Source organism: Peribacillus sp. FSL M8-0224, from assembly GCF_038003055.1.
Taxonomy (GTDB): Bacteria; Bacillota; Bacilli; order Bacillales; family DSM-1321; genus Peribacillus; species Peribacillus frigoritolerans.
The window spans coordinates 2,954,773-2,973,660 of sequence record NZ_JBBOOJ010000001.1 but is presented as its reverse complement, the minus strand read 5'-3'; the positions used below and the strand labels follow the sequence as shown (position 1 = coordinate 2,973,660).

At 41.7% G+C, this 18,888-nt stretch carries 18 protein-coding genes; 14 read left to right on the top strand and 4 right to left on the bottom strand.

Going from position 1 to position 18,888, the window contains the following annotated elements:
• Positions 1-90 precede the first annotated feature (90 nt).
• The 13 genes from panB (at position 91) to MKX49_RS14085 (ending at position 14,164) form a co-directional block, all read left to right on the top strand.
• Positions 91-927, top strand: coding sequence for a 3-methyl-2-oxobutanoate hydroxymethyltransferase (panB, locus tag MKX49_RS14145; RefSeq protein ID WP_053535578.1), 837 nt, complete (start codon positions 91-93; stop codon positions 925-927).
• Complete coding sequence (gene panC, locus MKX49_RS14140) at positions 924-1,772, top strand: pantoate--beta-alanine ligase (protein WP_057276302.1); 849 nt, start codon at positions 924-926, stop codon at positions 1,770-1,772. The genes panB and panC overlap by 4 nt, the downstream gene beginning before the upstream one ends.
• A 24-nt stretch (positions 1,773-1,796) precedes the next feature.
• Positions 1,797-2,180: an aspartate 1-decarboxylase gene (gene panD, locus MKX49_RS14135; protein WP_048681619.1), complete on the top strand. Its 384-nt coding sequence runs from the start codon at positions 1,797-1,799 to the stop codon at positions 2,178-2,180.
• Between the two features lie 160 nt (positions 2,181-2,340).
• Positions 2,341-5,121, top strand: a complete 2,781-nt coding sequence (gene dinG / locus MKX49_RS14130; protein WP_252266997.1) for an ATP-dependent DNA helicase DinG — start codon at positions 2,341-2,343, stop codon at positions 5,119-5,121.
• A gap of 151 nt (positions 5,122-5,272) precedes the next feature.
• Positions 5,273-5,443, top strand: coding sequence for a YpmA family protein (locus MKX49_RS14125; RefSeq protein WP_065310840.1), 171 nt, complete (start codon positions 5,273-5,275; stop codon positions 5,441-5,443).
• 18 nt (positions 5,444-5,461) lie between these two features.
• On the top strand, positions 5,462-5,938 hold the full coding sequence (locus MKX49_RS14120) for a cell wall elongation regulator TseB-like domain-containing protein (RefSeq protein ID WP_340876826.1): 477 nt from the start codon (positions 5,462-5,464) through the stop codon (positions 5,936-5,938).
• 19 nt (positions 5,939-5,957) lie between these two features.
• Complete coding sequence (locus MKX49_RS14115) at positions 5,958-7,142, top strand: pyridoxal phosphate-dependent aminotransferase (RefSeq protein WP_340876825.1); 1,185 nt, start codon at positions 5,958-5,960, stop codon at positions 7,140-7,142.
• Between the two features lie 260 nt (positions 7,143-7,402).
• The gene (locus MKX49_RS14110; protein ID WP_048681607.1) at positions 7,403-8,080 is read left to right on the top strand and encodes a GntR family transcriptional regulator; all 678 of its coding nucleotides are present in this window, start codon (positions 7,403-7,405) and stop codon (positions 8,078-8,080) included.
• Positions 8,081-8,189: 109 nt separating this feature from the next.
• Positions 8,190-9,107 carry a 2,4-dihydroxyhept-2-ene-1,7-dioic acid aldolase gene (hpaI, locus tag MKX49_RS14105; protein ID WP_340876824.1) on the top strand — a complete coding sequence of 306 codons (918 nt, stop codon included), beginning with the start codon at positions 8,190-8,192 and terminating at the stop codon, positions 9,105-9,107.
• 76 nt (positions 9,108-9,183) lie between these two features.
• A complete protein-coding gene (gene hpaE / locus MKX49_RS14100; protein ID WP_289350358.1) occupies positions 9,184-10,698 on the top strand; it encodes a 5-carboxymethyl-2-hydroxymuconate semialdehyde dehydrogenase in 1,515 nt (504 codons plus the stop codon).
• Between the two features lie 31 nt (positions 10,699-10,729).
• Positions 10,730-11,713: a 3,4-dihydroxyphenylacetate 2,3-dioxygenase gene (hpaD, locus tag MKX49_RS14095; protein WP_323597733.1), complete on the top strand. Its 984-nt coding sequence runs from the start codon at positions 10,730-10,732 to the stop codon at positions 11,711-11,713.
• A 543-nt stretch (positions 11,714-12,256) separates the two neighbouring features.
• On the top strand, positions 12,257-12,595 hold the full coding sequence (locus MKX49_RS14090) for a DUF485 domain-containing protein (RefSeq protein ID WP_340876823.1): 339 nt from the start codon (positions 12,257-12,259) through the stop codon (positions 12,593-12,595).
• A gap of 3 nt (positions 12,596-12,598) precedes the next feature.
• Positions 12,599-14,164, top strand: a complete 1,566-nt coding sequence (locus MKX49_RS14085; protein WP_340876822.1) for a solute symporter family protein — start codon at positions 12,599-12,601, stop codon at positions 14,162-14,164.
• A 153-nt stretch (positions 14,165-14,317) separates the two neighbouring features.
• Here the strand turns inward: MKX49_RS14085 and MKX49_RS14080 are convergent, their stop codons facing one another.
• Entirely contained in the window at positions 14,318-15,187 is an 870-nt protein-coding gene (locus tag MKX49_RS14080; RefSeq protein ID WP_251540779.1) for a LysR family transcriptional regulator, read from the bottom strand.
• Positions 15,188-15,350: 163 nt separating this feature from the next.
• Here MKX49_RS14080 and hpaB point away from each other — a divergent pair, with 163 nt between their 5' ends.
• A complete protein-coding gene (gene hpaB, locus MKX49_RS14075) occupies positions 15,351-16,823 on the top strand; it encodes a 4-hydroxyphenylacetate 3-monooxygenase, oxygenase component (protein WP_048681584.1) in 1,473 nt (490 codons plus the stop codon).
• 79 nt (positions 16,824-16,902) lie between these two features.
• Here hpaB and MKX49_RS14070 read toward each other — a convergent pair whose 3' ends face one another.
• From MKX49_RS14070 to MKX49_RS14060, 3 genes are read right to left on the bottom strand one after another with little or no spacing between them, the layout of a single operon-like run.
• Positions 16,903-17,289, bottom strand: coding sequence for a 5-carboxymethyl-2-hydroxymuconate Delta-isomerase (locus MKX49_RS14070; protein ID WP_034307909.1), 387 nt, complete (start codon positions 17,287-17,289; stop codon positions 16,903-16,905).
• 17 nt (positions 17,290-17,306) lie between these two features.
• A complete protein-coding gene (locus MKX49_RS14065) occupies positions 17,307-18,095 on the bottom strand; it encodes a fumarylacetoacetate hydrolase family protein (protein WP_340876820.1) in 789 nt (262 codons plus the stop codon).
• Positions 18,092-18,880, bottom strand: coding sequence for a fumarylacetoacetate hydrolase family protein (locus MKX49_RS14060; protein WP_318291214.1), 789 nt, complete (start codon positions 18,878-18,880; stop codon positions 18,092-18,094). The genes MKX49_RS14065 and MKX49_RS14060 overlap by 4 nt, the downstream gene beginning before the upstream one ends.
• Positions 18,881-18,888 lie beyond the last annotated feature (8 nt).

Genomic DNA, 18,888 nt, shown 5'->3' with positions numbered 1-18,888 from the left:
TTTTTTAGTCAGTCCTTTTTTTGCGCATGAATGTATAGACACCAGTTTTAGCTGATGTTTTCATCTCCTCCATTAAAAGGAGGAAACGTAATGAAATTGTCCGGAGATTTTTTGAAGATGAAACAAAATCAAGAGAAGATTGTGATGCTCACGGCTTATGATTACCCGTCAGCAAAGTTAGCCGAACAATCAGGTGTAGACATGATTTTAGTCGGTGATTCTTTAGGAATGGTCGTATTAGGGTATGACTCAACGATTCCAGTTACGGTGAATGACATGATCCATCATACAAAGGCAGTAAAACGCGGGGCGCCAAATACATTTGTCGTGACGGATATGCCCTTTATGAGTTATCACCTATCTATGGATGAAACACTGAAGAATGCAGCCCGGATCATGCAGGAAGGTCATGCGGACGCCGTGAAGCTCGAGGGAGCGGATGATGTTGTTGAAAAAATCTCAGCATTGACAAAGGCAGGCATCCCGGTTGTAGCCCATCTTGGATTGACTCCTCAATCCGTCGGCGTTCTGGGCGGATATAAAGTGCAAGGAAAAGATGCAGAAAGTGCAGCACAGCTCTTGGAAGATGCGAGAAAGTGTGAAGCGGCAGGGGCGATGCTAGTAGTTTTTGAATGTGTTCCATATCAAGTGGGGGAACTCGTCACACGGAACCTCGAAATTCCAACCATTGGAATTGGAGCAGGCGCAGAAACGGATGGTCAAGTCCTCGTTTACCATGATGTCATCAAGTATGGAGTAGACCGGCTAGCGAAATTCGTAAAAGTTTATGGAGATGCAAATGAACTGATTGGCCAATCGATTACAAGCTTTGTGAATGAAGTGAAATCTAAAGATTTTCCGTCGGAAGAACATACATTCACGATGAAGGAAGAGCAGCTTTCTGAACTTTACGGAGGAAAAAGATGAAAACTTTTACATCAGCAGCTGATTTGCAATTGGCACTTAGAGAGGAAAAAAACAATCACAAAAGCATTGGCTATGTAGCGACAATGGGGTTTTTGCATGAAGGGCATGCAACCCTCCTGGAAAAGGCCCGCAAAGAAAATGATATTGTGGTATTGAGTATTTTTGTAAATCCGATGCAGTTTGGACCGAATGAGGATTTTGAAACATATCCACGGGATTTGGAACGGGATGAAAATGTCGCTGCCAATGGGGGAGTGGATTACCTCTTCTATCCAACAGTCCATGAAATGTACGGTGAAGAACCATCTGTGAAAGTTGTTGTCCAAAGCAGGACGGATGTTTTATGCGGGAGACAAAGGCCTGGACACTTTGATGGTGTAGCGACAGTCTTAACGAAATTCTTCAATATCATCCTTCCCGATAGAGCTTACTTTGGTAAGAAGGATGCCCAGCAAGTCGCCGTGATAGATGGCCTGATCAAAGACTTCAATTTCCCTATCCAGCTTGTTGCTGTAGATACCGTACGCGAGGAAGATGGGTTAGCGAAGAGCTCGCGAAATGTGAACCTGTCAGATCAAGAACGCATGGAGGCTAAAGAGCTGTACCAAAGTTTATTGAAGGCCAAAGAGGCGGTTGAATCAGGTGAAAGAAATGCAGCTACCGTCACGGCTCTAATTAGTGAACATATTACTGCCCAAACAAGTGGAGTGATCGACTATATTGAAGTCTATCAATACCCAGAACTTAAACCACTTGAATCACTGGCAGGAAACATCATCATTGCAATGGCTGTAAAGTTCAAGCATGCAAGACTAATTGATAATATCACCTTATATATAGAATAAATCATAAGATCAGGGGGAATTGAGATGTTTCGAACGATGATGAATGGAAAAATCCACCGTGCACGGGTAACTGAAGCTAATTTGAATTATGTTGGCAGCATTACGATTGATGAAGATATAATAGATGCGGTGGGCATTTTGCCTAATGAAAAAGTCGCCATCGTGAATAATAATAATGGTGCAAGGCTTGAAACGTATGTGATTGCGGGTGAACGGGGTAGCGGTGTCGTATGTTTGAATGGAGCGGCAGCAAGACTGGTGCAGCCGGATGATATCGTGATAATCATTTCTTATGTGATGGTTTCTGAGGAAAAACTGGGAGATCACAAACCAAAAGTTGCGATCATGGATGAAAACAATAAAATCATTGATTTAATTTCAAACGAACCTGCAGCTACAATCATGTAAGCGGAGGGCCGGCACATGTGCATGAAACATGCATACAGGTGCCGGCCCTTTTCGTCTGTTGATGAACGGCTTGTTTCCTTTATTACGATTATTATGGTATAAAAAAGATAAGAGAATTCCATCAGGAAGTGGAGAAAGTGAAGTTTGAGGTGTACAATTCATGATGCAACGATATGTAGTGGTTGATTTGGAAACAACAGGGAATTCTCCGAAAAAAGGAGATAGAATTATTCAATTTGCTGGAGTGGTCATCGAAAATGACCAAATTGTGGATGAATACTCGACATTCATCCACCCTGGACAGGAAATTTCCTTGTTTATTGAAGAATTGACCGGAATAAGCAACGAGACGGTAAAAAATGCACCTGACTTTGAAGATGTTGCAGAAAATATTGCCAGGCTTATAGAAGGGGCTTGTTTTGTTGCCCATAATGTTTTATTTGATTTATCTTTTTTACAGGAAGAACTAGTGCGATGCGGGTTTGAGCCGTTTTATGGTTCCACCCTTGATACAGTGGAGTTAGCGAAAATATTAAAACCAACATCCGATGGATATAAGCTTCACCAGCTGGCTAAAGAAGAAAACCTAGATCATTCCAGGCCCCATCAAGCGGATAGTGATGCATATGCCACCGCTTTATTGTTGTTGGAATTGAAAAAAAAGCTGATGAATCTTCCAGTCATGACACTAAAACAGTTGTATCGGTTATCTTATTCTTTACAAAGTGAGGTTTCCGAATTAATAGATGCTTGCATTGCAAGCAAACTTGCTAAAGCAGAAGTCCATTCACCTGATCTAATTACTTATAGGGGTCTTGCCTTTAAAAAGGCCGAACATGAAGGTGATCATAAAGACACGGGGGCGAAATTCCCGCTCGACAATGAGGAAAAAATAGCCATGCTTCAAAATGCATTCCCAGCATTCGAAGCAAGAAGCGGACAACTTGATATGATGAACCTGATCCACAATTCTTTCGAAACCAGCCAGGATGCAATCATTGAAGCTGGAACAGGTATTGGAAAATCCATAGGTTATCTGCTTCCGGCCGTTTATTTTGCAAAAAAACATCAAAAACCTGTCGTCGTTTCGACGTATACGCTTCAGCTGCAGGACCAACTTCTTCAAAACGAGGTTCCTAAGCTTAAAAAAATCCTTCCTTTTACCTTTCAAGCTGTTTTACTGAAGGGGAGAAGCAATTATTTGAGCTTGGCAAAGTTCGAAAGGGCTTTGCGTGAAAAGGAAGATAATTATGAAACGGCCTTAACGAAAATGCAGATATTGGTTTGGCTTACTGAAACCGTAACAGGTGATAAAGATGAATTGAACCTTACAAGCGGCGGTCAGCTATTTTGGAATAGGCTTCAAAGTGATGGTCTTACATACGCCGGTTTAAAACAGCCCTGGCTTGAACTGGATTTTTTTGAACGGGCAAAAAAAATAGCTGCCAAGGCGGATATCATCATTACTAACCATTCATTTTTAATGACGGATCTGCTTACAGAAGACGCATTGATCCCCAAAAAAGGGTATTTGGTTCTCGATGAAGCACACCATTTGGAACAGGCTGCATCCAAACAGCTTGGGAGCAGGCTTAATTACATTTCGGTGAAGACGATTTTGAACAGACTGGGGACATCTGATCAAAAGCAATTATTATATAAATTGGACAGGATGCTCTTAAATAACGGACTGACGGATGGAAAGTCTTCACATGAATTAGATCAAAAGCTTAGTGATTTTTCGTATGAATTCGAACAGCTTTTTTATTACCTTTCCAATCAGGCGGAAAAACTTTCACGTTCTGTGAGCCCAAAACGGCTTTCATTCAAAATAAATGATGGAAGATGGGGTAAAGCGATTCTTGTCGCTGAGCGGTTGGTGGATTTATTAGGATATATCATCAAGGGGTTAGAGAAAAGATTGGCCCTTTTATTGAATAATGAGTCCCCATTAGGAAAAAATTCATTATTTCACTTGAATGATATCGAGGTGCTGCTTGGACATTTACAGGATACCAGGGACTCTTTGCATGAGTTTTTCATCAAGCCCCACGAAGAAAATATTTATTGGCTTGATTATACGAATGCAGCACCTCAGCATGGGGTGACTTTGACGGTTCAGCCGATTGCAGGCAGTAAACGGCTATGGGATTCCTATTTCGGGCGTCAAAAAAGTGTGGTCATGACATCGGCAACCCTTGTGGTGAAGGATTCTTTTAAGTATTTTAAGGAACAACTCGGATTAGAGAATGAGCCGATCCAGACAGCAAGTTTTCCATCACCCTTTCCTTATAAGGAACTCGTAAAGGTACTGGTTCCAAATGATCTGCCAGATATCAATTGTTTATCAGTGGAGGAATTCTCCGAAACCGCGGCAAACCATATTATTGCTGCCGCTCAGGCAGCGAAAGGGAGAATGATGGTATTATTCACCTCGCATGAAATGCTGCGGGCGACCTATCATTCGGTCAAAGATTGTGGTGTTCTGGATGAGTTCACCCTGTTTGCACAAGGGATTTCTGGCGGAAGCCGGATGAGGCTGCTCAGGAATTTCCAAAACTTCGAGAAAGCGGTCCTGTTTGGGACAACCAGCCTATGGGAGGGCGTCGATATCCCAGGCGAGGATTTATCTTGTTTAATCATTGTCAGGCTGCCTTTTTCGCCACCGGATGAACCTGTGACAGCTGCAAAATGCCAACTTCTCGAGAAGCAGGGGCGCAATCCATTCTCTGAGTATTCATTACCCGAAGCCCTATTAAGGTTCCGACAAGGTTTCGGCAGGCTTATACGCACTCCAGAAGATAAAGGGATTTTGGTTATACTTGATCGCCGCATCATTACTGCCAAATACGGAACTGAATTTCAAAAGGCCATTCCGAAAGTGGACTGGCACCAAGGCTCTATATCAGAAATGGCTGAAATGATAGAAGAGTGGATTTAAAGGATCTTGATTATTCATTAATCCAGGAATTTTTATGAATTTATAAAGAAAAATAACCTTTGAACTGGTATAATGTGATAGGTGGTAAAGCCTTCAAATCCTATTCATACCAGTGGTTGTTGACAATTTATTAAAATGGAGGGGCGTTTTCATGGAAAGTAAAATCGAAGTAATTTCAACAGTCAGGTTGCAACATTCTCCTGATCTGTATAAAATTGTGGATTCCTTGAACCGAACATTGAAAAAAGATGACTTGATGTTCGGTCTGGCATTGGATTCCCAAGATCAAGAAAAAGCGATATTTACAATTTATCGTACATAGAAAGAAGGAAAAGCAGCTTTGAAAAAATGGTTGATTATTGCTTCCATCCTAGTCCTTTGTTTTATCGGATTTGTCAGCGGGGCATATATTAAAGCGTTGCAGCCTAAAAAAGTGGCTGGTAATGAGGCTTTTAAAAAGGCAAAGGAAGAGGGCGGCCTTGTGACCATGGAAGAATTCTACCTTTATAATGGGCAGGATTCATACTCCGTCATCATTGGTGAAGGTGAAAAGGGGACTAAGAAAATAGTCTGGCTTCCTGAGGACAAGAAGAAAGAAATAGTAGTGGAAAACTATAAAGATGGTAAATCAAAAAAAGAGATCATGAACATTGTCAAAGAAAAGCTTAATCCCCAAAAAATCATTTCGGTTAAGCTAGGCATGGAAAAGAACGTCCCGCTTTGGGAAGTAACGTATCTTGATGAATCCGAGCGCTTTAACTATGACTATTATGATTTTAAAACTGGGGAATGGCTAAAGTATTATCGAAGCATTTAGAATGGAGGATTAATTTAAAATGAAATTAGCGAACCGTGTTCAGTCATTAACGCCATCAACAACATTGGCCATTACGGCAAAAGCAAAGGAACTTAAGGCCCAAGGTTTAGATATAATTGGTTTGGGTGCTGGTGAACCAGACTATAATACGCCCAAACATATCATAGATGCAGCACTTCTTTCCATGAATGAAGGTCAAACTAAATACACGCCATCCGCTGGTCTGCCGAAGCTAAAAGAAGCAATTGCGGCTAAATTGAAGCGTGATCAGGGCTTGGATTACAAACCGTCTGAAATTGCAGTTGGCTCAGGTGCCAAGCACTCGCTGTACACATTGTTTCAAGCGATCCTGGATGAAGAAGATGAAGTCATTGTTCCGATACCATATTGGGTGAGCTATCCTGAGCAAATCAAGCTTGCAGACGGTAAGCCGGTTTATATAGTCGGTACGGAAGAAAATCAATATAAAATCACGAAAGAACAATTAGAACAAGCAATTACCGAAAAAACGAAAGCGGTTATCATCAACTCTCCAAGCAATCCAACGGGCATGCTTTATTCCAGGGAAGAATTGGCGGCTATCGGGGAAGTTTGCCTGGCTCATGATATCTTGATCGTTTCCGACGAAATTTACGAAAAATTGGTTTATGGAAAGGCTAAACATACATCCATTGCAGAGATTTCACCTGAACTGAAAAAGCAAACGATCATCATCAATGGTGTTTCTAAATCGCATTCGATGACTGGCTGGAGAATAGGTTATGCAGCCGGTGATGAGTCCATCATTAAAGCAATGGCGAACCTTGCTAGCCATAGCACATCCAACCCAACCACAACCGCTCAATATGGTGCGATTGCGGCTTATGAAGGTACACAAGAGCCTGTTGAGGAAATGCGTCAAGCATTTGAAGGCCGTTTGAATAAAATCTATGATAAATTGGTTGAAATTCCAGGCGTAAGCTGCATTAAACCACAAGGGGCATTTTATTTATTCCCGAACGTTAAACGTGCAGTTGAATTAACAGGGTACAGCAATGTCGAAGATTTTACGACTGCGTTGCTTGAAGAAGCTCAAGTGGCTGTTATTCCAGGTTCAGGGTTTGGTGCACCTGATAACATCAGACTCTCTTATGCAACTTCACTGGAGCTGCTGGAAGCAGCCGTTGAAAGAATACATTCATTCGTTAATTCAAAAATGGCCTAATTTATTAAAAACCTGCAGACTGGGTCTGCAGGTTTTTTTTAGTTGGATTATATTTCGAAACGGGAAGAAGACGGGACAGTGCATTTTAGCTCACTTCACTATTGTAAAGGAAAAGGTGGGCTGCCGGATTTTTCAGTTACATTCAGTCTATTCATAGGCACAGATCATTCATATATGCAAAACAAACATGTGAAAAAATCATATATGATTTTTAATGAAAATCGATTGCAATCATATATGATTTCATATATGATGAAAATATGGAAGAGAAAAACAAAAACCCCAGCAAAAAGCAAATAGCTTATGAGCACCTTCGTAAATTAATTTTGAATGGAACATATGGTTCTGGACAGCGGATCATTATCGATCAAACGGCAAAAGAACTTAGTTTAAGTCCAATTCCTGTCAGGGAAGCGATCAGGCAACTGGAATCTGACGGCCTTATTCAATATAAGCCTTATAGTGGAGCGGTGGTTACAAGCATAAATGAGAGCGAATACATTGAAACTCTTTCTGTCTTATCTTTGCTTGAAGGATATGCTGCTGCCCTCAGTTCTTTGACCATGAATGATCATGATTTTGAAAATCTAATTAATTTAAACAAAGAAATGGAAAAAGCCCTCCATAACTTTGAATTAGAGCTGTTTGGTAAATTAAACGAATGTTTCCATGCGGAAATTTATGAAAAGTGCGGAAATTCCTTTTTATTGGAGGAAATTAAACAGGCACAACAAAGAATGAATAGAGTCAGAAAGTCCATGTTCACCATGGTGCCGCAACGCGCAGTCCAATCGATTCGCGAACATGAAAGCATCATAAAGCTCCTAAAGGAAAAAGCATCTTTTGAAGAAATTGAATCATTGGTGAGAAAGCACAAACTGAATGCGATAAGCACTTTCAAGCAGAGGGCGGAAACGAATCAAGATCAGGCACTTTGATGACCCAGGCTTTGTTTTATTATAGTCGATTGATTATTGATAAAAGCAAAGCCGATTTTTTCACTTAGATTATTCGGAATATTCAAATAATGAAAAGGTGGTAGAAAAAATGTACGAGGAAATCAAAAGTCGTTTAAGAGGATCCATCGCACCCGTTGTCACTCCCTTTGATGACAAGATGGATGTTGATGTAAAGGCCATTGAAAATCTAGTAAACTGGCATATTGAAAGCGGTTCCCATGGAATTTCGGTATGCGGGACTACAGGAGAGCCGAGTTCACTAACGATTGAGGAACGGGAATTAGTGATGGAAACGGCAATTAAAGCAGCAAAAGCCCGTGTTCCAGTTGCACCAGGTACCGGATCTGCCAATCAGAAAGAAACATTGCATTTGACAAAAAGGGCACAGGAAATGGGCGCGGATGCTGCTTTAGTCATCGTTCCTTATTACAATAAACCGAATCAACAGGCACTTTATAATCATTTTAAAACGGTAGCCGATGCTGTTGATATCCCGCTGATCGTTTATAACATTCCCGGAAGAACGGCGACGAATTTAGAAGTGAAGACATTGGCACGTCTTGCTGAAGATTGTGAAAATATTATTGGTGTAAAAGAATCTAATAAAGATTTCGAACATGTGAACCGTGTCTTGTTGAATTGCGGAAGGGATTTTCTCTTATATTCTGGCATTGAATTATTATGCTATCCAATGTTGGCTATTGGAGGGGCAGGACATATAAGTGCTACTGCTAATATCACTCCTAAAGAAGTAGCGGACATTTATAATCTTTGGGTGGAGGGTGATGTAGATAAGGCGCTTGACCTCCATTACAAATTAATGCCATTGAACGATGTTTTGTTTAAAGAAACCAATCCAGGACCATTAAAAGCTGCGATGGGGATGATGGGGAAAATCAATCCCGCATTAAGGCCGCCTATGGGACCACCTTCGGAACCATTGGAAAAAGAACTGCGTGAAACCCTTCAATCATACGGGTTGATTGACCAAAAAATCCAGTCATAATGGCTAGTTGGGAAGATTGCACAAATCCAAACGGTTATTGTCATCTTCCCGAATTAATTTTAAAGGAGGATTTATCATGCAAACTTTTCCCGTGCAGGATGTGAAGCATTACATCAATGGTCAATTTGTCGAGGGTATCTCAGGAAAAACATTTGAAAATCTAAGCCCTTTTAATAATCAAGCAATCAATAATGTGGCAGAAGGCTTTAAAGAGGATATTGATCAAGCGGTCGCCGCCGCAAGAGCTGCATTCGATAATGGCCCATGGAGAACGATGAAAGTGGAAGAAAGATTGAAGTACATGAATAGGATTGCTGATCTAATTGAAGAAAATGCCGAAGAAATCTCCTTTTTGGAATCACTGGATACAGGGTTGCCGATTAGCCAGACAAAAAAACAAGCGGCAAGGGGAGCGGAGAATTTCCGTTTTTATTCTGAAATGGTGAAAAGCAGGCTAATAGGAGAGTCATATCAAGTGGATGACACTTTCATCAATTATACGATTCATAAACCGATAGGAGTGGCAGGATTAATCACTCCTTGGAATGCCCCTTTCATGTTAGAAACCTGGAAGATCGCCCCGGCCCTGGCTACAGGAAATACATGTGTCCTTAAACCGGCGGAGTGGTCTCCATTGACTGCCAATAAATTGGCTCAAATCATTGATCAATCCGGTCTGCCAAAAGGCGTATTCAATATCGTTCACGGTTTTGGGGAGACAGCGGGGGCTTCCTTGGTTGCCCATCCTGAAGTCCAATTGATATCCTTTACCGGAGAAACGACAACCGGTGCCGAAATCATTAAAAATGGTGCAGATACGATGAAACGTTTTTCCATGGAACTCGGCGGTAAATCACCAGCAGTCATTTTTGAAGATGCCGATTTAGAAAAGGCCCTGGATTCAGTGGTATGGGGAATCTATTCATTCAATGGGGAGCGCTGCACAGCCAATTCCAGATTATTTGTCCATGAATCGATAATAGACCAGTTCGTGGCAGAATTGAAGGAACGTGTTCATAATATCAAAATTGGAAACCCAATGGATCCAGACACGGAAATCGGACCCCTGATCCATCGTAACCATTTTAATAATGTCTCCCGATATCTGGATATAGCAAAAGATGAAGGGGCGGAAATTGTAAGCGGTGCCATCCCAAGTGCATTCAAGGAAGGGAATTATATTGCCCCGACGCTTCTTTTGAACTGTACAAATGATATGACGGTCGCCCAAGAAGAGATTTTTGGACCAGTCATGGCAGTCATTCCTTTCAAGACTGAAGAGGAAGTACTGAGAATGGCTAATGATGTAAAGTATGGGCTGGCTGCTTATGTATGGACCAATGATATGAAACGTGGACATAGATTTGCTCAAGCTGTCGATAGTGGGATGGTCTGGGTGAATTCCCAAAACGTTAGGGATTTGCGGATTCCATTTGGAGGATCGAAATATAGTGGGGTAGGACGTGAAGGCGGCCATTATAGCTTTGAATTCTATACGGAAACACAAGTTATCCACGTGGCAATTGGAGAACATCACATTCCAAAATTTGGCGACGTAAAACAAAATGCCGTTTCTTCTGCTGAAAAATAAACCGGGTTTCAATAAAGAAGGGGAGAATACTATGAATTTTTCTATTATTCGTGTTGCGAGAACGATACTTAATGTAACAGATTTAGATAAATCAAGAGCCTTTTATGTGGATGCTTTAGGTTTTATTGAAACGGAAAGAACGAATGACCACATATATTTACGTGGTTTAGAGGAAGCGCATCATCATTCGCTTATCTTGCAAAAGGCAGAAAAGCCAAGCGTTGAAGCAATAGGATACAAGGTTGAAAAAGAGGAAGACCTTGAAGGGTTGGAATCTTTCTTCCTGTCCAAGGGAATGAAAATGAAGTGGATGCAGGAAGGAACACAGCATGCACTAGGCAAGTCACTGCGAGTTCAGGATATTTCAGGATTGCCAGTGGAGTTTTTTCACAAAATGGATAAAGCCGAGAGATTGCTGCAACGATATGATATGCATAGGGGTTCGAGGGTCCAAAGAATCGATCATGTGAATTGTTGTGTGCCAAATGTGCAAAAAGCCTCTGACTTTTATATGAATGAATTAGGTTTTGCCTGCTCGGAAGATACAGTGGATGAGTCGGGCAAATTATGGGCAACGTGGCTACATAGAAAGCAAACGGTCCATGACCAGGCATTCATGAACGGTATCGGTCCAAGACTTCATCATGTAGGCTTCTTTCTGCCTGACCCCCTTGCACTTATCCATGCCTGTGATGTACTGGCATCTCTTGGATATGCGAAGTCGATCGAACGCGGCCCAGGGAGGCATGGCCTATCCAATGCATTCTTCCTATATTTAAGAGATCCGGACGGTCACAGGATCGAATTATACAATGGGGATTACTTAACATCTGACCCGGATACCGAACCGATTCATTGGGATTTGAATGATCCAAGACGCCAGACATTTTGGGGAGCCCAAGCTCCGGATTCATGGTTTGATGAGGCATCTTCTGTACTTGATATAATATCAGGAGAAGAAGTTCCTCTTAAAGAACCGATCCTGGCAAAAAGTAAGCCTGAATTCATCATCTAAAAAGAAGCGGGATTTAGGATGAACTATGGAAAATTCAGGCGAAACATGCATGAACTCTCATAGTCTTTTCAATAGGGCGCCAGTGCAAATGGTGAAAAGTTGAAGGAAGCCTGCTGGATAAGGAATAGCCCATCAAATAATGGACGGATCATTTCAAGGGAGTTGGCACTTACATTTCAATGATTCTCTTCACTTGAAAGGAAAGAGGATTCATATCAAATGGAAAAGTGAATGTATCAAGAAGTCGAAACAGATGAAGGATAGGCGAGCCAAGACTATTGTGAAAGTGCAAGCCTTTTAAAAGATATGGTCTGGGACAGGGCAGCAGTGGGAGCTTACTGCTGCCCTATTTGTAAGTTTCATCGGTTTCACAAAAGGAGTACGGAAAGCTTAGGGAATTGGCTTCAGACCCTCTTTGGGAAGATGAGGTTGTAGGTGTTCTGGGATGGAGGGGGATGTGCCGTTGAAGAATGCGGCTGACATCGGAGGAATACTCCCAGGACCGTCCTTGGAAAAAATAAATATCAGAAGAGGTGTGAAGAGATGGTTCGGCTGGAAAAAAAACTTGAAGAATCGGAACAAACTGATCTAGTGGATTATGAAAAAATTGTTGCCTCAAAAGAGTTTCAGAATATGCTTTCCGACAAAAAGAAGTTCGTCATCCCTTTTATGATTTTCTTTATGGGATATTCCTTGCTTTTGCCCTTCTTAGTTTTTTACACAGATATCCTGGATCACCCTTTCATTGGGGACATAACATGGGCGTGGGTGTACGGTGTCTCCATTACGGTTATGTCTGTATGGGTTTGCAGCATATATGTAAGTAAATCTGAAAGAATCGATGAACAAATAAAAGAAATCATCGAGAAAGAAGGGCTTTGATTCATGAATTGGACAGTTATCATTCTCTTTGCGCTAATGTCGATAGGTACGCTTTTCATCACGTATTTCGCTTCCAAAAAAACTAAAACGGCAGGCTCCTTTTATACGGCTGGGGGCGGGTTGACCGCTAGGCAAAATGGACTTGCATTGGCCGGGGATTTTATGTCGGCTTCCACGTTTTTAGGGTTGATAGGGGCATTTTCCTTAACGGGATATGATGGATTTTTCCTGATGTATGGAGCACTTGTTTCATTTCTTGTCGTGTTATTCCTAGTGGCTGAGCCATTAAGGAACTTAGGGAAATACACATTGGCTGATATGGTTACTACAAGGTTTAAATATAAACAGGTCCGGGGAGTGACCGCTTTTAATACCCTGGTGATATCAGTCATGTACATGCTGGGGCAACTTGTTGCTGCAGGTGCTTTATTTAAATTGCTTTTGGACATCCCGTATAATATCTCTGTCATCATCGTAGGTATTGTAATGTTGGTATTTGTTCTATTTGGGGGGATGACGGCGACAAGCTGGGTGCAGATCATTAAAGCCATCCTGCTGATAGGCGGAGTGTTTATATTATTCATGATCGTCATGTGGAAGTTGAATTTTAGTTTCATCGGAATTTTCACGGATATGAAAACAGCGACACCCATGGGTTCAGATTACCTGAAGGCAGGAATTAAGTATGCCAGTGGGTGGGATGCAGCATCCTTGTCACTGGGCCTGATTCTGGGAACGGCAGGTCTGCCTCACATTTTAATACGTTTTTTGACTGTCCCGAATGCACGAGTGGCAAGAAAGTCGGTTGTTTGGGTGATGTGGATTATGGGTGCATTTCATATCATGGTCATTTTTCTCGGATTCGGTGCTGCGAAGTTGGTCGGAACATCGAATATCATGGCCGCTAATCCAGCAGGTAACATGGCTGCACCTTTATTGGCCCAACTTGTGGGCGGGGACATCTTATTCGCATTTATTGCGGCCGTTTCCTTCGCAACGATACTCGCAGTAGTTGCGGGAATCGTTTTAACAGGTGCTACGGCATTTTCACATGATTTTTATAATGAAATATTAAAAGATGGAAAAGCGACGGAAAAACAGCAAATGACGATGGCTAGATGGGCTTCCATTGGTGTGACTGCACTTGCGATTGTTTTATCATTAGGTCTGCAGGAATTCAATGTAGCGTTTCTGGCATCTATCGCCTTTACATTGGCCGCCAGTTCGAATTTGCCAGTAATCCTTCTAACGATCTATTGGAAAAAATTCAATAAAACTGGAGCGATAGTCGGTATGATGACAGGTCTTTTTGGTACACTTTTGCTCGTGGCCCTCAGTCCAAATGTCTGGAACCCGGTCCCCGGAGCAACCATAATGACAGGTGAACCAATTTTCCCTTTGAATTCACCAGGAATCGTTTCCATTCCGCTTGGATTCATCGCCTGCTATTTAGGTGCCTTGATCGGTAATCGCAGGACCGGTCCGAAAACGGTTGCAAAAGACAATTATAATGAAATCCTGGTAAAGTCCAATACCGGTCATGATGTTAAGGGTGTTTTGCGACATTGAATGATGTAAAGGCATGCCTATTAATAAAGCGCAGGTCAACGCACTTGTGAATGGATTTGAAAAAGCAGCCATCTCCTGATGGGTTGCTTTTTTCTTTTCAAAATACCAAAGATTGAGGTACAGGTGCACTAATATTCAAGGGTAACTGGGCATTCATTCAGAAAATGTTTCTAGGAATTTGACGGCGCCTTTGGAAAGATAGCGTTCTTCAAGCCAAATAAGGGCGGCTTCCGATTGTACTTCACAATCTATCAATTCGACTATTTTTATCCCCTGGGTTGAAAACGATTTGGACGTGGTACGTGGCATGATGGTAGCGCCTACTCCTTCCTTCACTAGAGATAAGATCATTGCAGCATCAGGACATTCACATACAATCGTAGGGTCAAATCCATGTCTTAAGCATTCATCCACTATAAGTTCGTAAGTGCCTTGACCGCTAATCCTATGCAGCAATAAGAGGGGATATTCCTTAATTTGTTTGAATTCGATCGAGTCTGGGATATCCCAATCTTTTGGGGTGACAAGCACAAAATCTTCCGGCGGAAGGTTAATCGATGAGAATTGCTTACCGTTAATAGGAAGCCTTACAATGGCCAACTCGATTTCCCTGTTTATTAAGCCTTCTGTCAAACGGAACGTATCACCTTCCATTAATTTGAAACGTATGTCAGGGTATTTAACTCTAAAGGTTCTCATCCTTTGCGGAATGTAAGAAAAGCAAGTTTTTACTGACCCTATGGAAAGAGTGCCCTTTACCCCTTTACTGACTTCCTTCACTTCCAGTAGTGATTCTTCGAACTGGTTTAATAGAGCTTCAGCTTTTTTATAAAGGACCTTTCCAGTTTCAGTGAGTTCAAGTTTCTTTCCATTCCGATCGAAAAGTTTTTCACCGATTTCCATTTCCATTAATTTAAGTTGCTGGCTAAGAGGCGGTTGAGCCATATGTAATTTTTTTGCGGCTTTGGTTACTTGCTCTTCCTGAACGATCGTCACAAAATATTTTAACTGCCGGATGTCCATTATATACACCTCATACATATGATTAACATATACATATTGAATTTTTTAAGTATTATATATATATCATAACACATGGTATATTTTGTTATAGGAATTAATTCAATATTTGGAATTTATTTAATTGTAAGCGCTTCATCACTTTGATGCTAAGGGGGATGTAATTATGCCGGCTAAAACAGGTAAAGAATATATCGATAGGGTAGACAAAGCAAAGGCGAATGTATGGATCAATGGAGAGCAAGTAAAAGATAAGATCAGTCAACACCCAGCTTTTAAAGGGGTCATGAAAACACAGGCCGAATTATATGATTTGCAGCATGATTCCGCGAAACATGACATCATGACTTATATTTCACCAACTTCAAACGAAAGAGTAGGAACCTCATTCATGCAGCCGCGGACTAAGGAAGACCTTGAAAAAAGGCGGAAAATGATTCAAGAATGGGCAAGACATAATAATGGAATGATGGGACGTTCCCCTGACTATATCAACAGTGGGATGATGGCGTACGGTACTGCAGCTGATATGTTCGGCACTCAGGATTCGGCATTTGCAAAAAATATGAAGGATTATTATGAGCTCTGCCGGGAAAAGGATTTGTCGTTGACACATACCCTGATTCAACCCCAGGTTAATAGGGGAGTAAGTGCCGCAAAGCTTCCGGACCCTTACATCGCTGCACGGATTGCCGGAAAGAATTCAGAAGGGCTTATTATAAAGGGTGCCAGATTATTAGCTACACAAGGAGGAATAACGGATGAAATCATGGTTTTCCCTTCCACATTGCTTAAACAATCAGAAGAAGAAAACCCTTATGCATTCGCATTCTCCATCCCAAATAATACACCGGGGTTGAAATTCATCTGTCGTGAATCATTCGACTATGGCAAATCACATTTTGACCATCCACTTGGTTCACGATTTGAGGAAATGGATACGATTATCGTTTTTGATGATGTAGTCGTACCTTGGAATCGGGTATTTGCATATGGGGATGTCGGCATTTGCAACCAGGCTTATAATGAAAGCAATGCCGTTGTTCATATGACCCATCAGGTGGTATCGAAGAATATCGCCAAAACCGAGTTCATTCTGGGGATTTTGCAGCTAATGGTGGAAACCATCAATATCGGGCAATACCAGCATGTTCAGGAGAAAATCTCGGAAGTCATCATAGCGCTTGAAACGGTAAAGGCTTTCATTACAGCTTCTGAGGCAAATGCGAAAGTGGATAAGTGGGGAATGATGACACCCGATTTCACACCTTTAAACATAGCCCGTAATTATTATCCGAAGATTTACCCTAGATTCAGTGAAATAATGCAGCTTCTTGGAGCTAGTGGCTTAATGGCGATACCAAATGAAGCTGATTTCAATTCGGAGCTTCGACCGGATTTGGATAAATATCTTCAAGCCGCGAATGGTGGAGCGTATGACAGGGTTAAATTGTATCGTCTTGCATGGGATGTATGCATGAGTTCATTTGGATCCAGGCAAACGCTGTACGAAAGGTTCTTTTTTGGGGATCCGGTCCGTATGGCAAGCGCTTTATATAACGGCTATGATAAACAGGAATATGTGGACCGTGTCAAAGAGTTCTTGAACCGCACTGAAAACCTCGCAGAAATCAACTGAGTCAGGTAGCGGTGGAAAAACATGTTAATTTAAAGGCCTTCCCGATGATGTGGAAGGCCTTTAAATATGAAAACTTTGTTCATTTATTATAGCGATTATGGATATTATTCTTTTTATAGGTGCCAAAATCACTGAATTCCGTAAGTTCCATGGAGAGGGCAAGATATCTTTTTGAAAAGAGGGATGCCAAATGGGACTCCATCGTTTCGAAAAGGTGGTCACATACTTTTGTTTTATCACTGTCCTGGCGTCCAGCGCCAATTTTTAGTATGGCATGAACAAATGCATCATCCTCTGTACCATCGGCAACACGATAATGCTTCAATTCAATGGCCCGGGATCGAATCCCGCCAATTGGAAAGATGGAGGGATAGGATATCAGTACATCATTAACCTTTCTTAATAACCCGTCAATCTGGATTTCATCTTTGATATTATCCGTATATTCAATAATTATATGAGGCATATGATTAGTCCCTTCCATTATTTGTGGATTTTTAGATGAGGCCGATCCCCGTTTTCAGTAAATACATCGTCCCCGACTATTGTGCTAACGAGTTTTCCGATACCTTCAATTTCAGTGATGATTTCATCGCCTACAGCAGTATCCGCCAAGCCTTCAGGTGTGCCTGTCAATATGATATCGTTTGGACTCAATGTCATGAAGCTGCTGAAATATTCAATTAAATCAGTAATGCCGAAAATCATGTCTTTCGTGTTGCCTTGCTGAGTCAATTTTCCGTTGACGTAAGTTTTGATGGCAAGATTCGAAGGATCTGGAATATCTTCGGCATCGACGAGCCAGGGACCAATGGGGGTGCAGGTATCGCGATTTTTGACCTTTAAATTTGGCCGGTAGTAGTTCTCCAGATAATCCCGTATTGCATAATCATTTGCAATCGTATATCCACTTACATAATTAAAGGCTTCTTCCTTTTTTATGTTCTTCGCCTTTTTACCGATGACCACTGCCAGTTCACATTCATAATGCATATAAGCTGCATCAGCAGGCCGCCTTGTCTGTCCCCGGTGGCCGATGAATGTATTGGGACCTTTTAAGAACGCAAGGGGTTCTTCCGGGGATTTAAAAGCTAGTTCCTTCGCATGGTCTGCATAATTCAAGCCAAGCGCGAAGACAGTTCGTGGTTCCACCGGGGGAAGCCAGACAACGTCCTGCTCATTGACAAGCCGGCCATCCGCCAATTGGAGCTGGCCGTGATATTCACTTGCTGGATGTATGGCACCTGAATAGGCTACACGTGCTCTCTTCATAAAATCCCCTCCAGTGATAATTTTTCCTCGGAAATGATCGTATTTTCCAAATAACCGATTTCGTCTATTTCTATCCTGACTTGATCATTGGCTTTGGCCAGCGGTGCATTCTCAGGAACTCCAACTAGAAGGACGTCACCCGTACTCAAGGTCATGAAGTCCGTTACATCCTCAATAAGCCGGGGGATGGAGCGAATTAGATTTGAAGTTGAATTTTCTTGCCTTAGTTCTCCATTAATATATACACGAAGTCCTAAAGAATCGGGGTTGGAGATGGATTCCTTGGATACGACCCATGGACCGATCGGGCAAAATCCATCACGGGCTTTATGGCGGATAGCAGGACGGAAAACGCTTTCATGAGGAATGCTAATATCATTGGCGATCGTAAAACCTTCTATATAATCCGATGCATGTTCTTTCTTGACTCTTGTGGCCGTTTTACTGATCACTACTCCAAGTGCTGCTCCGATTTCCAATTCAGGTATGCCGGTTGGAAGGGGAACTGGATTTGAATAAGAAGAAAACGTGTTTCTAGGTTTAATATAAAGGATCGGCCCTTTAGGAGGTTCATTATAAGGCGGATGGTCGATCTTCCCCTTCAATGCTTCCAATGACCCTTTATAGTTTAATAATGTTCCATATACCGTTCCTGAAATAGGGTTATCCAACTTGATTCGTGATACCTCATACTTAACACCGTTCATTAATATATAGCGGTTCGACAGTATTTCCACTTCTTCTGAATAATCTGACTTTTGAAGTTTCACTCTTGCTTTTGCCATGGACACTC

Coding starts and splice junctions, on each gene's coding strand:
- MKX49_RS14090 (WP_340876823.1), top strand. CDS start 12,257: ATGGTTCGGCTGGAAAAAAAACTTGAAGAATCGGAACAAACTGATCTA.
- MKX49_RS14115 (WP_340876825.1), top strand. CDS start 5,958: ATGAAATTAGCGAACCGTGTTCAGTCATTAACGCCATCAACAACATTG.
- dinG (WP_252266997.1), top strand. CDS start 2,341: ATGATGCAACGATATGTAGTGGTTGATTTGGAAACAACAGGGAATTCT.
- hpaE (WP_289350358.1), top strand. CDS start 9,184: ATGCAAACTTTTCCCGTGCAGGATGTGAAGCATTACATCAATGGTCAA.
- hpaB (WP_048681584.1), top strand. CDS start 15,351: ATGCCGGCTAAAACAGGTAAAGAATATATCGATAGGGTAGACAAAGCA.
- panB (WP_053535578.1), top strand. CDS start 91: ATGAAATTGTCCGGAGATTTTTTGAAGATGAAACAAAATCAAGAGAAG.
- panD (WP_048681619.1), top strand. CDS start 1,797: ATGTTTCGAACGATGATGAATGGAAAAATCCACCGTGCACGGGTAACT.
- hpaI (WP_340876824.1), top strand. CDS start 8,190: ATGTACGAGGAAATCAAAAGTCGTTTAAGAGGATCCATCGCACCCGTT.
- MKX49_RS14080 (WP_251540779.1), bottom strand. CDS start 15,187: ATGGACATCCGGCAGTTAAAATATTTTGTGACGATCGTTCAGGAAGAG.
- panC (WP_057276302.1), top strand. CDS start 924: ATGAAAACTTTTACATCAGCAGCTGATTTGCAATTGGCACTTAGAGAG.
- MKX49_RS14110 (WP_048681607.1), top strand. CDS start 7,403: ATGGAAGAGAAAAACAAAAACCCCAGCAAAAAGCAAATAGCTTATGAG.
- MKX49_RS14060 (WP_318291214.1), bottom strand. CDS start 18,880: ATGGCAAAAGCAAGAGTGAAACTTCAAAAGTCAGATTATTCAGAAGAA.
- MKX49_RS14125 (WP_065310840.1), top strand. CDS start 5,273: ATGGAAAGTAAAATCGAAGTAATTTCAACAGTCAGGTTGCAACATTCT.
- MKX49_RS14085 (WP_340876822.1), top strand. CDS start 12,599: ATGAATTGGACAGTTATCATTCTCTTTGCGCTAATGTCGATAGGTACG.
- MKX49_RS14070 (WP_034307909.1), bottom strand. CDS start 17,289: ATGCCTCATATAATTATTGAATATACGGATAATATCAAAGATGAAATC.
- MKX49_RS14065 (WP_340876820.1), bottom strand. CDS start 18,095: ATGAAGAGAGCACGTGTAGCCTATTCAGGTGCCATACATCCAGCAAGT.
- hpaD (WP_323597733.1), top strand. CDS start 10,730: ATGAATTTTTCTATTATTCGTGTTGCGAGAACGATACTTAATGTAACA.